14 protein-coding genes and 1 pseudogene are annotated in these 14,132 nt (G+C 63.4%); 1 reads left to right on the top strand and 14 read right to left on the bottom strand.

Translation table 11 applies throughout. The features are described from left to right. Positions 1-50: 50 nt before the first annotated feature. The 11 genes and pseudogenes from V1278_RS04275 to V1278_RS04325 all read right to left on the bottom strand — a co-directional run bounded on the left by V1278_RS04275 (position 51) and on the right by V1278_RS04325 (position 11,012). The gene (locus V1278_RS04275; RefSeq protein ID WP_057842610.1) at positions 51-554 is read right to left on the bottom strand and encodes an RNA pyrophosphohydrolase; all 504 of its coding nucleotides are present in this window, start codon (positions 552-554) and stop codon (positions 51-53) included. A gap of 96 nt (positions 555-650) precedes the next feature. Next, positions 651-1,853 carry a divergent polysaccharide deacetylase family protein gene (locus V1278_RS04280; protein WP_334379798.1) on the bottom strand — a complete coding sequence of 401 codons (1,203 nt, stop codon included), beginning with the start codon at positions 1,851-1,853 and terminating at the stop codon, positions 651-653. A gap of 172 nt (positions 1,854-2,025) precedes the next feature. Beyond that, a complete protein-coding gene (locus V1278_RS04285) occupies positions 2,026-3,381 on the bottom strand; it encodes a S41 family peptidase (protein WP_334365576.1) in 1,356 nt (451 codons plus the stop codon). Then, complete coding sequence (locus V1278_RS04290) at positions 3,378-4,652, bottom strand: murein hydrolase activator EnvC family protein (protein ID WP_334384095.1); 1,275 nt, start codon at positions 4,650-4,652, stop codon at positions 3,378-3,380. Before V1278_RS04290 ends, V1278_RS04285 begins: the two co-directional genes overlap by 4 nt. Before the next feature lie 148 nt (positions 4,653-4,800). After that, complete coding sequence (gene rlmH, locus V1278_RS04295) at positions 4,801-5,283, bottom strand: 23S rRNA (pseudouridine(1915)-N(3))-methyltransferase RlmH (protein ID WP_334379799.1); 483 nt, start codon at positions 5,281-5,283, stop codon at positions 4,801-4,803. Positions 5,284-5,391: 108 nt separating this feature from the next. Next, positions 5,392-5,745 carry a ribosome silencing factor gene (rsfS, locus tag V1278_RS04300; protein ID WP_334369066.1) on the bottom strand — a complete coding sequence of 118 codons (354 nt, stop codon included), beginning with the start codon at positions 5,743-5,745 and terminating at the stop codon, positions 5,392-5,394. Positions 5,746-5,976: 231 nt separating this feature from the next. Then, positions 5,977-6,609 (bottom strand): nicotinate-nucleotide adenylyltransferase, encoded by a 633-nt coding sequence (locus tag V1278_RS04305; RefSeq protein ID WP_334365575.1) that lies wholly within the window; start codon positions 6,607-6,609, stop codon positions 5,977-5,979. A 31-nt stretch (positions 6,610-6,640) separates the two neighbouring features. After that, a complete protein-coding gene (locus V1278_RS04310; protein WP_334379800.1) occupies positions 6,641-7,933 on the bottom strand; it encodes a glutamate-5-semialdehyde dehydrogenase in 1,293 nt (430 codons plus the stop codon). Positions 7,934-8,039: 106 nt separating this feature from the next. Then, complete coding sequence (gene proB / locus V1278_RS04315) at positions 8,040-9,182, bottom strand: glutamate 5-kinase (protein WP_334379801.1); 1,143 nt, start codon at positions 9,180-9,182, stop codon at positions 8,040-8,042. Between the two features lie 90 nt (positions 9,183-9,272). Continuing rightward, positions 9,273-10,325 carry a GTPase ObgE gene (gene obgE / locus V1278_RS04320; RefSeq protein ID WP_065744722.1) on the bottom strand — a complete coding sequence of 351 codons (1,053 nt, stop codon included), beginning with the start codon at positions 10,323-10,325 and terminating at the stop codon, positions 9,273-9,275. A gap of 203 nt (positions 10,326-10,528) precedes the next feature. Continuing rightward, a pseudogene (locus V1278_RS04325) lies at positions 10,529-11,012 on the bottom strand (MaoC family dehydratase). Positions 11,013-11,229: 217 nt separating this feature from the next. Between V1278_RS04325 and V1278_RS04330 the strand changes: the two are divergent. Continuing rightward, positions 11,230-12,144 (top strand): DMT family transporter, encoded by a 915-nt coding sequence (locus V1278_RS04330; RefSeq protein WP_334365570.1) that lies wholly within the window; start codon positions 11,230-11,232, stop codon positions 12,142-12,144. Positions 12,145-12,323: 179 nt separating this feature from the next. Here the strand turns inward: V1278_RS04330 and V1278_RS04335 are convergent, their stop codons facing one another. The 3 genes from V1278_RS04335 to rplU form a co-directional block, all read right to left on the bottom strand. Then, on the bottom strand, positions 12,324-12,926 hold the full coding sequence (locus V1278_RS04335; protein WP_334379802.1) for a GNAT family N-acetyltransferase: 603 nt from the start codon (positions 12,924-12,926) through the stop codon (positions 12,324-12,326). Positions 12,927-13,050: 124 nt separating this feature from the next. Then, positions 13,051-13,320 (bottom strand): 50S ribosomal protein L27, encoded by a 270-nt coding sequence (gene rpmA / locus V1278_RS04340; RefSeq protein WP_028348532.1) that lies wholly within the window; start codon positions 13,318-13,320, stop codon positions 13,051-13,053. A gap of 159 nt (positions 13,321-13,479) precedes the next feature. Then, the gene (rplU, locus tag V1278_RS04345) at positions 13,480-13,860 is read right to left on the bottom strand and encodes a 50S ribosomal protein L21 (RefSeq protein WP_334365569.1); all 381 of its coding nucleotides are present in this window, start codon (positions 13,858-13,860) and stop codon (positions 13,480-13,482) included. Positions 13,861-14,132 lie beyond the last annotated feature (272 nt).

The following is a 14,132-nucleotide window of genomic DNA, read 5'->3' on the forward strand; positions in this document are numbered from 1 at the left end:
CCTGATAAGTGCCGGTTCGCGTCACGATAGACGCGTCACAAAGAAAGTGGCTAGCCGCCCGCTAGGCTGGCGAATTCCTTGACCACACGCTCATAGACTGGCCGTTTGAACGGAACGATCAGGTTCGGGAGATTCTTCATCGGCTCCCAGCGCCAGCTAACGAATTCGGCCTTGTGCCCGCCGCCAGGGCTGGCGACGTTGATCTCGTTATCCTTGCCGGTGAAACGCACCGCGTACCATTTCTGCCGTTGCCCGCGATAACGGCCCTTCCAGGCGCGGCCGGCCACCGTACGTGGAATGTCGTAGATCAGCCAATCCGGGACTTCACCAAGCTTCTCCACCGAGCGAACGCTGGTTTCCTCGTAAAGCTCGCGCTTGGCGGCCTCCCAAGTATCCTCGCCGGGATCGACCCCGCCCTGCGGCATCTGCCAGACGTGGGATTCGTCGACATGTTCGATGCCGCCAGCGCGCCGGCCAATGAAAACCAGCCCGGCTGCATTGATCAGCATCATGCCGACGCAGGTCCGGTAGGGCAGGTCCTCGTAGCGCGCCATTTCCGTCAGGACTCCTATAGCTGCAGCAAGTCACCCGCAAACCGGCCGGGGCGGCGCAATCCGAGGGAGCCCGGATTGCTGCCATCAGGTTGATCTCTAGCCTGATTTTGATTTCAGCATCGCCGTTGTCAATGGCACAAGCATGATGCCGCGGGCCTCGAGAGTCTTGATCCAGGCGGCAATCCGCTCGATCGAAACCGGTAGCGCCGAGGCGACGCCCACAGCCAGTCCGCGCTCCTTGGCGAGCGTTTCCAGTTTCACCAGCGTCCGGTCGATTTCGGCCGAGGTCGGCACGGCATCGATGGTGAAATCGGCCGTGGCGAAGGGCATCGATTGGGCTGCCGTCAGGGACGGCGCGGCGCTCCGCGGCGAGGAGCCGTCATCGAGATAGCCGAGGCCGCGCTTGGCTGCCTCCCGGATAATCGGCTGCATCACTGCGTCAGTGGCCGTGAAACGCGCCCCCATGAAATTGGCGATCCCGGCATAGCCCTGGAACCGGCTGAGGTGCCAGTACAGCCGGTCGATGTTCTGCTCTGACGTCAGCGTCGTGAGCAGGGTTTGCGGGCCGGGATCGTTATCGGGATAATCGAACGGCTCCATTGGAACCTGCAGCAGGATCTCGTGGCGCTGCGCGCGGGCCCGCTCGGCCAACTTGGCGGGATCTGCCCCATACGGCGTAAACGCCAGGGTCACGGCCGGTGGCAGTTTCATGATGGCATCGGTCGTCTTGGCAGCGCCGACGCCGAGGCCACCGATGACGATGGCGACCACCGGCATCTTCGCGGCCTTGGTGCGGTCGGCGTCGGCCGCGTAGACAGTGAAGGGTTTCAGACCGTCGGCAACCGCCGGGATCATGCCGTAGCGCGACTTTTCGAGGAGCCGCTGATCGATGCCGGCCATCGCGGTTGCCGGCGCGGAGTCCGAGCCGGACTTGTCGGCGGCATCGCTGCCGATCACGACGTCCTGGCGCTTGCCGCTGGAGCCATCGATGATGGTGACGGTCTTGTTATCGCCCCTATTGTCGGCGGCCGGGGATGGCCTTTTTGCGGCCTGTTCGGTGTGGGCGGAAGCCGCCGGCTGCTTGTCGTCCCCCACAGGCCCGCGCAATGCGACGTGGGCGACGGGCTCGCCACCCAACGGATTGTCGGTAAACAGAGCGATCGTCAGGAAGGCGATCAGGAACAGGCCGAGCAGCATGGCCAGCGCCTGCACCGCGGTGAACGGCAGCCGAAACCGCCGCTTCTGGCGCTCCGTCTTCTGTCCAAGCGGCGTGCTCAGTTCGTCGGCCGTTTCCGTCATAGACCTCCCCGAATCAACCGCGCTGACGATACCACGAGGAGTCGGATTCGAGCGCTGCGCCGCGCGCAAAAGCGCCTCGCTTGGCCCTCGCCAGGGCAAGCGGACGGCCGAAGCGCAACAAAAAGGCGGCCCGGAGGCCGCCTTTTCTTCACGGAAATTTACGGGGCTACGATCAGTTCGCCGCCTTGGCTGGCTTGTCGACTGCCGCCTTGTCGCCGGGCGCCGGTGCGCTGCTTGCCGTCGACTTGATGCCGTGCAGCAGGTCGGCGGCGGTCTTCAGCGCCTTGTCGTCCTTGGCGTCCGGCGGCACGTAGGATTGCGAGCCGGTCTTCTCGTCGCCGTCGGTCTTCAGATGGCCACGCAGCGAGGCCTCGCCCTTGGTGTCGGTGCGCGCCTTCAATTCGTCCGGCACGTCCTGGAGCACCTCGATATCGGGCACGATGCCCTTGGCCTGGATCGACTTGCCCGACGGCGTGAAGTAGCGCGCGGTGGTGAGGCGCAGCGCGCCGTTGCCGCTGCCGAGCGGGATGATGGTCTGCACCGAGCCCTTGCCGAATGAGCGCGTGCCGACAAGCGTCGCGCGCTTGTGGTCCTGCAGCGCGCCGGCGACGATTTCGGAAGCCGAAGCCGAGCCGCCGTTGACCAGCACGATGATCGGCTTGCCCTTGGTCAGGTCACCTGCATGGGCGGCGCGGCGCTGGGTCTCCTCGGCATTGCGGCCGCGGGTCGAGACGATCTCGCCGCGCTCCAGGAAGGTGTCGGAAACGGTGACCGCTTCCTCCAGCAAGCCGCCGGGATTATTGCGCAGGTCGATGATGTAGCCCTTCAGCTTGTCGCCGATCTGGTTCGAGAGGTTGCCGATCTCGCGCTTCAGGCCTTCGGTGGTCTGCTCGTTGAAGGTGGTGACGCGGATATAGGCGATGTCGTCCTGTTCGACGCGCGCGCGTACGGAGCGGACGCGGATGTTGTCGCGCACCAGCGTCACTTCGATCGGATTTTCCTGGCCCTTGCGGATGATCTTGAGACGGATCTTGGTGTTGACCGGTCCGCGCATCTTCTCGACCGCCTGGTTGAGGGTGAGACCCTGCACGGCTTCGTCGTCGAGATTGGTGATGATATCGTTGGCCATGATGCCGGCCTTCGACGCTGGCGTGTCGTCGATCGGCGAGACGACCTTGATCAGCCCGTCTTCCATCGTGACCTCGATGCCGAGCCCGCCGAACTCACCGCGGGTCTGTACCTGCATGTCACGGAAGCTCTTGGCGTCCATGTAGCTGGAATGCGGATCGAGGCCGGTCAGCATGCCCGAGATCGCCGATTCGACCAGCTTGGAGTCGTCGGGCTTCTCGACATAGTCGCTGCGCACGCGTTCGAACACGTCGCCGAACAGATTGAGCTGGCGGTAGGTGTCCGACGTCGCCGCACGCGCACTCGATCCCATCAGCACGGAACGAGGCTGCGTGACGAAGAGCGTCAAAGCCGCACCGGTGGCGGCGCTGAGAAGAATTACAGAAGTCTTGCGCATCATCCGCGAACCTTTTCGCCTTCACTTGCGGCCCACCATGGGCCTGAGTCGATTGGAGTGCCGTCTTTGCGGAACTCGACGTAGAGCACCGGCTGGCTCGCGGTCGTCGCGAGGATGGATGCGACTTGGGATGTTGTTCCCATGGTCGCGACCGGCTCTCCCGTAAGTACAAACTGGCCGATGTTTACCGAAATGCGCTCCATCCCGGCGATCAGGACATGATACCCGCCCCCGGCATTGAGGATCAAGAGTTGTCCGTAGCTGCGGAAGGGTCCGGCGTAAACAACCCAGCCGTCACACGGTGTTGTGACCTGGGCCCCGGCGCGCGTCGCCAAAGAAATGCCTTTTTCCACGCCGCCCGCGCCGTCGGAACCGCCAAAATTGCGAATCTTGCGGCCATTGACCGGAAAAGCGAACAGCCCCTTCGCAGAAGCGAATGCGATGGCCGGGCTCAGCCGGGCGGGATCTTTCAATGCTCCCAGATTGGGCTTGCCGCCCGGGGCAGCCGGGGCGCCCTGCAGGCTGGCGGTCGCGGCCGCCTTGGCGGCGCTCTTCAGATCCTGTTCCATTTTCCCGATCAGACCCTGCAGGCTGTCGACCTGCCTGGACAGGTTGATGGCGCGTGCGCCTTCGGCCTCCATGTCCTTTTCGATCGCGCTCTGCTTGCGCTGTCGTTCTTCCACCAGCGCCGCCAGTCGGATGGAATCATCCTTCAGCCTGTCGCGGTCCCGCGCAAGTATGTCGCGCTCGGTGGCGATGTTCTTGCGCAGGGTCACGAGCTCGCCGAGGTCGGCGGCAAGCTTCTCCGCGCGGCCGCGCAGCTCGGGGACGACCGCGCCGAGCAGCATGGCGGTGCGCAGCGACTGCAGTGCGTCCTCAGGCCGGACCAGCAGCGCCGGCGGCGTGCGCCGGCCGGCGCGCTGCAAGGCCGCCAGCACCTCGATGATTTCAGCGCGGCGTGAATCGAGCGAAGCGCGGGCCTGCTGCTCTCGGCTGTCGAGCGGACGCAATCGTCCCTCGGTCTCGCCGATGCGGGTTTCGATGTTGCGCACCTGGGTAGCGATGTCGATCAGTTGCTGGTTGAGCTTGGAGCGGTCCTGCCCGATCGCGGCGATGTCGGCCTTTAGCTTCTGTTGCAATTCGGCCGCCTTGCGCTGCTCCTCGCGCGCGGCTTCCAGCTCCTGCTCACGCTGCTTGATGGCATCAGGCGAAACGGCAGTTGCTTGCTGCGCGGTTGCGGCGGGTTGCGCCGCCGCCGGCAAAAGCGACGTCATGGCAAAGCTTGCGGACAGCAGAATCAGGGGAAGCGAGACGGCTGACATCAGCGGTACGCCGCGATGGCCGGTGTCAGGGTATGAATGAATGTGCTGCGTTGAATGCATCCGGCCTATTCAGCGTTCTCTGTATTCACGTCACCGTGCCTTACGCGCGGTGGTAGGGGTGGCCGGCCAGAATGGTGGCGGCCCGATAAATCTGTTCAAGAAGCATGACGCGAACCATTTGATGCGGCCAGGTCGCCGAGCCGAACGCAATGCGTAATTTAGCCTTGCGCTGCAAATCGGGCGAAAGTCCGTCCGCGCCACCGATGGCGAAAATTGTGTTGGCGACCCCTTCATCCCGCCAATCGCCGAGCTGTCGGGCGAAGGTCGCGCTATCGATGTTCTTGCCGTGCTCGTCCAGCGCCACCAGCATGGATTTCTCCGGTATCGCCGCCGCGATCGCGGCGGCCTCCTCCGATATCCGGGTCGCAGTATCGCGTGCGCGGCTTTCGGGAATTTCATGGATCGAAAGACCGCGAAAACCGAGCTTGCGGCCGATGTCCTCGAAGCGCTCGCGGTAGCGTTCGGCCAGCTCCTGCTCCGGGCCCTGCTTCAGCCGGCCTATTGAAACCACGACGAGGCGCATGAATGCTGTTTCTGGCGTGCACTTTCCGGCACGCGTTTCGGCGCGCGCGCTTTTCGCGCGCGCTGGCAAACTACGTGCGCCTTAGCCGATTTCGCATCGGCCGAGGTTTCAGATCGCTGCCGCCGCCGGGTTTTGCGTCCACAACCTTTCAAGATTGTAGAATTCGCGCACCTCGGGTCTGAACACGTGCACGACCACATCGCCGGAATCGATCAGCACCCAGTCGCAATTAGGCAAGCCCTCGACATGGATGTTCCTGATGCCGGTTTCCTTCAGGGCTTTCGTGACGTTTTCCGCAATCGCGCCGACATGCCGGTTGGCCCGGCCTGACGTGACGATCATGTAGTCGGAAAAGGCGGATTTGCCGCGAAGGTCGATGGTGATCGTTTCTTCCGCCTTCATATCGTCGAGGCGGGAGAGGATCATATTCAGCGTCTTGTCGGCGTCGGGTTGCGCCTTCAAGGCTGCAGCTTGTGTCGATGTTTTACCCGTGTTCTTGGCGGACTTGCCAGAAGTCTTGCTAGTTGCCTTGGGTAAAACAGACTTGGACTTGGACAATACAGATGTGGCCAGGGACCATTCCTTTCACTGTATCGCGAACGCCGAATCCCGACGTCCGCGGACCATATTAGGCATGTGGGGTTAATGGTTTCAATATTCCAGTGACCCCACCCGCCGGTTCAGACCGAACTGTCACTTCTTTTTTGCCTTCCAGCTCCCGTCGGAGTTCCGCAGGCCCGTCGACGACAGGTTCAGTTTCATGCCGGGGAGGAAAACCCAGGCCGGCGCCTGCTGATCGGCTAGCCGGGCCGCCTGATTCTCGGGCAACCTATACCGCGCCAGCGCCTGGGCAGCCGGCGCGGCGAGCGCCCGGAAACTCTGCGGCGGACGATCGATCACGGCGAGCGGCACCTCGGCAGCGATACGCCGCCAATCCTTCCAGCGATGGAACTGCGCGAGATTGTCGGCGCCCATGATCCAGACGAAGCGCACGCCGGAAACGCGGCGACGCAAATGAATGATCGTGTCGACAGTGTACTTGGTGCCGATGACAGCTTCGAGACAACTGATATCGATGCGCGGATCGTCGGCGACGTCGCGCGCGGCACTCGCCCGTTCGCCAAGGCCGTGCAGCCGGCCGGTATCCTTGAGCGGATTGCCGGGGGTCAGCAGCCACCAAACGCGATCGAGCTTCAAGCGCTTCAGCGCAAACAGGCTGATGGCGCGATGCGCCGCGTGTGGCGGATTGAATGAGCCGCCGAGCAGGCCGACGCGCATGCCATTGGTATGGAAGGGAATGGCTTGCGCGGCGGATTGCAACTTCATCGGACGGGTCACCGCGGGCGCGGGCTTGCGGTCACGGCCGCGTCTGCCCGGTGCCGTGAACGCGGTATTTGAAGCTGGTCAGTTGCTCGGCTCCGACCGGCCCGCGGGCGTGGAATTTGCCGGTGGCAATCCCGATCTCGGCGCCGAAGCCGAACTCGCCGCCGTCGGCGAACTGCGTCGACGCGTTATGCAGCACGATCGCCGAATCGACCTCTCTGAGGAATTTCTCGGCCGCTTTGGCATCCTCGGCCACGATCGCATCGGTGTGGCGCGAGCCGTGGTTCCGGATGTGCGTGATGGCCCCGTCAACGCCGTCGACGACACGCGCGGCGATGATGGCATCGAGATACTCGGTATCCCAGTCATCGTCCGATGCCGGCTTCACCCGCTCGTCGACCTTCTGCACGGCGTCGTCGCCGCGCACCTCGCAGCCGGATTCGATCAGCATCTCGATCAGCGGCTTCAGATTGGCGGCGGCGCCCGCGCGATCGACCAGCAGCGTCTCGGCGGCGCCGCAGACGCCGGTCCGGCGCATCTTGGCGTTCAACACGATCGACTTGGCCATATCGAGATTGGCGGTGCGGTCGACATAGACGTGGTTGACGCCTTCGAGATGGGCAAACACCGGCACGCGCGCTTCCGTTTCAACCCGCGCCACCAGGCTCTTGCCGCCGCGCGGCACGATGACGTCGATGCCGCCGTTCAGGCCTGACAGCATCAGCCCGACCGCCGCGCGGTCGCGCGTCGGCACCAGCGTGATCGCGGCTTCCGGCAGACCGGCCTCGCGCAGGCCCTGTACCAAGGCTTCGTGAATCGCCCGGCAGGAGCGGAAGCTGTCTGAGCCACCGCGCAGGATCACCGCATTGCCGGACTTCAGGCACAGCACGCCGGCGTCGGCCGCGACATTGGGGCGGCTCTCGAAGATCACGCCGATCACGCCGAGCGGCACGCGCACGCGCTCGATGGTCATGCCGTTCGGCCGCTGCCAGCTTTCGGTGACGGCGCCGACCGGATCGGGGATGCCGCGCACAGTCGCAACGCCATCGGCCATCGCGTCGATGCGAGCCGGTGTCAGCGTCAGGCGGTCGATGAAGGCCGAGGTCGCGCCTGTGGCGCGGACCTCCGCGACGTCCTCGGCATTGGCCGCAAGAATGTTTGCCGCGTTGGCGCGGATCGCCCGCTCGATCGCCTCCAGCGCCCGGTCCTTCTGCTCCGGCGGCGCCAGCGCCAGCATCCGCGCGGCGTCGCGCGCATGGGAGGCGAGGTCGGTCATCAAAGCGGGCAGATCGGCGTTACCGTCGATAGCCTTGAGCGGCGCGGTCATCGGAGGTCTCAGGGTCAAGAGTAAGGTTATGTGCTAGCACGGAAATCGCGCTTTTGCGAGGTCCGGAACCGGCATGGCTGGTTGCCGGTACCACTCGGCCATTGGCCTACTTGGCTGGAATGGCTCCACTAGGGCCCACCACCAGATCGTCGCGGTGGATCATCTCTGCCCGGCCGCTGATGCCAAGGATTGCCATCACGTCCGGCGAGGAGCGACCTTTGATCTTCTCCGCATCCTCGGCGTCGTAGGCGACGAGGCCGCGGCCGATCTCGTGGGTATCAGGGCCGCGCACCACCACGGCATCGCCGCGGGCGAACTGGCCGTCGATCCGGATCACGCCGGCCGGCAGCAGGCTTTTTCCCGCGCGGAGCGCTGCGACCGCACCTGCATCGATGGTCAGCGTGCCCTTCGGCTCCAGCGAGCCCGCGATCCATCGCTTGCGCGCGGTGACGGGATTGGCCGGCGTCAGGAACCAGGTGCAGCGTCCGCCGTCTGATATTGCCTGCAGCGGATGCTCGATCTTGCCCGACGCGATCAGCATATGCGTGCCTGACGTCGTCGCGATTTTCGCCGCCTCGATCTTGGTGAACATGCCGCCGCGCGACAGTTCGGATTCGGCCGCGCCCGCCATGCTTTCGATCTCCGAGGTGACGGACTCGACGATCGGAATCAGCTTTGCGTTGGGATTGGCGCCGGGCGGCGCGTCATAGAGCCCGTCGATATCGGACAACAGAATCAGCAGATCGGCGCTCGTCATGGTGGCGACGCGCGCGGCAAGACGATCATTGTCGCCGTAGCGGATCTCGTTGGTGGCGACCGTGTCGTTCTCGTTGATCACGGGTACTGCGCGCCACTCCAGCAGCTTGGCGATGGTCGAGCGCGCGTTGAGATAGCGGCGGCGCTCCTCGGTGTCCTGCAGCGTTACCAGGATCTGCCCGGCGCCGATGCCATGAGCGCCGAGCACCTCCGACCAGATCCGTGCCAGCGCGATCTGCCCGACGGCGGCGGCGCCCTGGCTTTCTTCCAGCTTCAGCGGGCCACGCGGCAGTTTCAACCGGCTGCGTCCGAGCGCGATCGAGCCTGACGAGACGACGAGAACATCGCGGCCCTCGCCGTGCAGCTTGGCGATATCGGCGGCCAGCGCCGACAGCCATGCCGAACGGACTTCGCCAGCATTGGAGTCGATCAGCAGCGAGGAGCCGACCTTGACGACGATGCGGCGGAAGTTTTTGAGCGCGGGGCGTTTCATGATGCGGTCGGCTGATGCGGATGGTCGGAAGCAATACGCGCCAGTCCCCTGATTTGGAAGTGGCGCGGCCGCGGGAAGGCTAACTTTGTATCAGCCCTGCGGCGGCGGGACCGGCGCCCACGGGTCCTGACCGCCCTTGGCCTTCAGGGAAACCGGGGCCTCGCCGATGACTTCGACCAGTGCTTTCAGCGCTTCCGGTACGCCTTCGCCGGTGGCGGCGGAAAGCAACAGCGGCGTCTTCTTCGCCGCGCGTTTCAGCCGGTCTTTCTGCTTCTTCAATTCATCCGGCGCGACCGCATCGATCTTGTTGAGCGCGACGATCTCGATCTTCTCGGCGAGATGCCCCTCATAGGCTTCGAGCTCGGTCCGCACCGTCTTGTACGCCTTGCCGGCGTGTTCGCAGGTTGCATCGATCAAATGCAGCAGCACGCGGCAGCGCTCGACATGGCCCAAAAACCGATCGCCGAGGCCGGCGCCTTCATGCGCGCCTTCGATCAGGCCGGGAATATCGGCGAGCACGAATTCGCGGCCCTGCGCGTTCACGACGCCGAGCTGCGGATGCAGCGTGGTGAAGGGATAGTCGGCGATCTTCGGCTTGGCCGCGCTGACGACGGAAAGGAAAGTCGACTTGCCGGCATTGGGCAGGCCGACGAGGCCGGCGTCCGCGATCAGCTTCAGCCGCAGCCAGATCCAGCGCTCCTCGCCTTCCTGCCCGGGATTGGCATTGCGTGGTGCGCGGTTCGTGGAGGATTTGAAATGCGCGTTGCCAAAACCGCCATTGCCGCCTTCGGCGAGCACGAATTTTTCGCCGAGTTCGGTGAAGTCGTGGATCAACGTCTCGCGGTCCTCGTCGAATATCTGCGTGCCGACCGGCACCTTGAGAACGATCGGTTTGCCGTTGGCGCCATGGCGGTCCTTGCCCATGCCATTGGTGCCTTTCTGCGCCTTGAAGTGCTGCTGGTAGCGATAGTCGATCAGCGTGTTCAGCCCATCGACCACCTCGACGATGACGTCGCCGCCGCGACCGCCATTGCCGCCGGAGGGCCCGCCGAACTCGATGAACTTCTCGCGGCGGAACGCCACGCAGCCGTTGCCGCCGTCGCCGGAGCGGATATAGACCTTTGCCTCGTCAAGGAATTTCATGATTTCTACTATAGCGTTTTCGAGCGAAGTGGACACCGGTTCGCGTCAAGAAAACGCGTCAAAACAAAGACTTTACAGACTGGTTCAATCAGAACCAGTCTGTAGTTAGGGCAGGGGCTCCCGCGCGGCAACCCTCAAGCACCGCAACATTGGCGAAAAGCCTTAATTTTCGGGCCTTTTTCGGAACCGGAAGCCACGGCCTCCTATGAGGGCGGTCGCCGGCGAACCAGAAATTTTCTGCATTCCTTCCAGCACGAGCTCCTTGCGCTGATTGAACACCGTCGAGCGCAGCGTCACGACGCCGGTGGTGCGACCGGGGACGAGTTCGATCACCTCGAGCGCGGGGTAGATGGTGTCACCGGCATAGACCGGTTTCAGGAACCTGCTCGATTGCTCGAGGAAGCCGACCAGCGAGTCCTCGACGAGATAGGGGAACAGGCCTGCACCCGGCGCGGTGTGGACCAGCGTTTGGAAGCCATGGGCGAGCAGGTCAGGCATGCCGCGGGCGCGGCAATATTCGACATCGTAATGGATCGGATGGGTATCGCCGCTCGCGGTCTGGAACGCGGCGAACACCGCCGAGGTCTGGGTCCGGCTAGGAATGACGAAACGTTCGCCGAGCACGAAATCCTCGAACCAGCGCTGTTCGCTCACCATGCGATGCTGGGCGGGGTCGAACTCGGTCATCTCGGATTTCCTGCCGTTTTTGGAGCGATACCGGTATCGCAGCGCTGTAGCTGCGGCAAATCGATCCATCTCAATTGGTCATACCCGGGCAATAGCGCGAAGCGCGTCTTCGCGCTAAATGTCCCCGGGCATCCGCGTCTCGACAACGTGGCTAGCACAAAAAAAGTGGATGGCCGGACGCGCTGGCCATGACGAAGAGCAACAAGCAGGAAACGTCATGAGCCTGTTCGGCAAAATCTCGACCTATGACGAGCGCTCCGCGCGCTTGGCCGGCATTGGATTGATGCTGCTGTCAATCTTCATGTTCTCGTTCGGCGATGCGCTTGGGAAATTCATGGTCGCGACCTATTCGGTCGGGCAGTTGCTGTGGCTGCGCGCCTGCGCGGCGCTGCTGGTGCTGTTGCCGGTGATCTGGAAGCAGCGCGCCGAGTTCTCGCGCCTCGAGCGGCCGTGGCTGCAGCTATTGCGCGTGACGCTCTCGACGCTCGAGGTTGCGGCGTTCTTTCTCGCCACCGTCTATCTGCCGCTCGCCGACGTCATCACCTATTATCTGGCCTCGCCGATTTTCGTCACCGCGCTCTCCGGCATCGTGCTCGGCGAGCGGGTCGGCTGGCGGCGCTGGACCGCGATCCTGGTCGGATTCTGCGGCGTCCTGATTGCGCTGCGCCCGTCCACGCAAACCGTAAGCTGGCCGGCAATGATCGCGCTCGGCGGCAGCCTGTCGTTCGCGTTCCTGATGCTGATCACGCGCTCGCTGCGGGACACGCCGGATATCGTGCTGACGACCACGCAGTTCGGCGGCACGTTCCTGCTCGGCGCGCTGATGTCGCCGATCGGCTGGGTGACGCCGAGCGCCGGCAGTCTCGGCCTGTTTGCCGCGGCGGGCGTGGTTTCCGTCGTTGCACTCTTGTGCATCAACCGGTCGCTGAAACTTGCGCCGGCCAGCGTCGTGGTGCCGTATCAATATTCGATGATCGTATGGGCAGTGATCTTCGGCTTCGTCGTGTTCGGCGACGTGCCGTCAATCTCGACCCTCGTCGGCGCCGCCATCATCATCGGCGCGGGCATTTATATCTTCCTGCGAGAACAGAAGCTCGGGCGTGAAGAAGCGGTGGTCAATCCGCCGGCGTGAGATCCACCACAGCCGCCGTCCCGGCCAAGCGAAGCGCGAGCCGGGACCCATACCCACCATCATCAATTGTAGAAGCGAGCCGGAGCGACAGCTTGATTCAACAGCTTGATTCAACAACGTGGTCCTGTGGTTATGGGTCCCTGCGTTCGCAGGGACGACGGTGTTGTTGTCGAGCGAGCCTATCGCTCCCTTCGCGTCGAACTTCCCCAGTTCTTCAGTGATGCCCACACGCTGCGTGTCAGGCGGAAGCGGTCGACCGGGGTCGAGCATCCCAGCGCTTCGAAGCGGTGCAACTCGACACCGCTCCACTGGAAGCCGCATTTCTCCAGGATGTTTCGCGACCCCGGGTTGGCGCAGCGGGCGCCCGAAATCAGATGTTCGGCGTCGAACTCCTCGAAGAAAAAATCGATCACGGCGCGTGCGGCTTCGGTGCCGAAACCCTGGCCCCAATGCGCGACGCCGAGCCAATAGCCGAGTTCCGGTGCATCCGGGTCAGCGCGGTCGATGCCGACCATGCCGATCGGCGAATAGTTGTGTTCGATCAGAAACACCGTCTCGCTGTTATCGGTGGCGTTCGCCCGCACGAATTCGACCGCGTGGTCCTGCAGGTAGGGATGCGGCAGGCGGCGGGTGTTTTCCGCAATGCGGCGATCATTGGCGAGATGCGCAATCGCTTTTACGTCCGCGAGCGTCGGCCGGCGCAGTGTCAGCCGTTCGGTCTCGAGGACGCAACTACTCGTCTGACGCAGCGTCGGGGTCTGGATCGGGATGTCCTGCAACATGTCGGGCTCCTGATTGCGAATATGCGCAAATTAAAAAGGGGAGGCCGGTTTCCCGCCTCCCCTGGAGCCCATTTCGACTCCGCCGGTTCAACAGGATCCGGCAGACTCGAATTTTGTCCACCGTCTATTCGGCCGCCTCCGTCATCGGAACTACCGATACGAAGGTGCGGCCATTGGCTTTTGCACGGAATTCGACATGACCTTCGACTTTGGCAAAGAGAGTATGGTCGGTGCCCATGCCGACATTAAGGCCGGGATGCCAGGTGGTGCCGCGTTGACGCGCGATAATGTTGCCGGGAATCACGTGTTCGCCGCCATACGCCTTGATACCAAGGCGCTTGCCCGCTGAATCGCGTCCGTTTCGCGATGAACCGCCTGCTTTTTTGTGAGCCATGGCCCGTCTCCGATCTCTCGAATATTTCTAGATCAATTCCTTGACGGAATCATTTCACTTTTTCTCACGCCTCAACTTTCGTCGAGGCGCATTACTTCCGATCGCTCTAGCCGTTCGCGGCGGCTTTCCTGGCCGCTACTTCTTGGCGGCCTTCGCCGCCTAGTCGTCCTTGGCAGCCGGTGCGGCGACCTTTTCCCTCTTCGGCCGCGGGCCGATCGAAGGCTTGGCGTTATCGGTCAGGATCTCGGTGACGCGAAGCACCGTGATCTCGTCGCGATAGCCGCGCTTGCGGCGCGAATTCTTGCGGCGACGCTTCTTGAACGCGATCACCTTGGGGCCGCGCTTGTGGTCCAGCACTTCGGCCGCAACGGAAGCGCCTGCCACCGTCGGCGCGCCCAGCATCGGCGTGTCACCGCCGACCACCAGAACTTCACCAAGCTGCACGATCGTGCCGACTTCGCCGGCGATCTTGCCTATCTCGAGCACATCATCCGGAACGACGCGGTACTGCCGGCCGCCGGTTTTGATGACTGCGAACATCGTTTTTTTCCTTCGTGTTCGATCCCGGCCTCGGACGTATTCCCGAAAGGGCTGTCCGGGTCGGCTTTTTGGTCAGTCGTTATGGGTACGATTTTCGCGCGGCCGGGGAGCAAACCCCTTAAGATTTCGCGCAAAACAAGCGGCGCGAGAAATCCCGCGCCGGATGCGGGGACTTATAGCCGCAGAATGCCGTGAGTCAAGGCAAAGAGGCCCCAAAACCGGCCAACAATGAAGGATTTGGGCCAAAAAAGCGCGAATGGCTACTCGCCCTT

This window comes from Bradyrhizobium sp. AZCC 1577, from assembly GCF_036924575.1.
Lineage (GTDB): Bacteria > Pseudomonadota > Alphaproteobacteria > Rhizobiales > Xanthobacteraceae > Bradyrhizobium.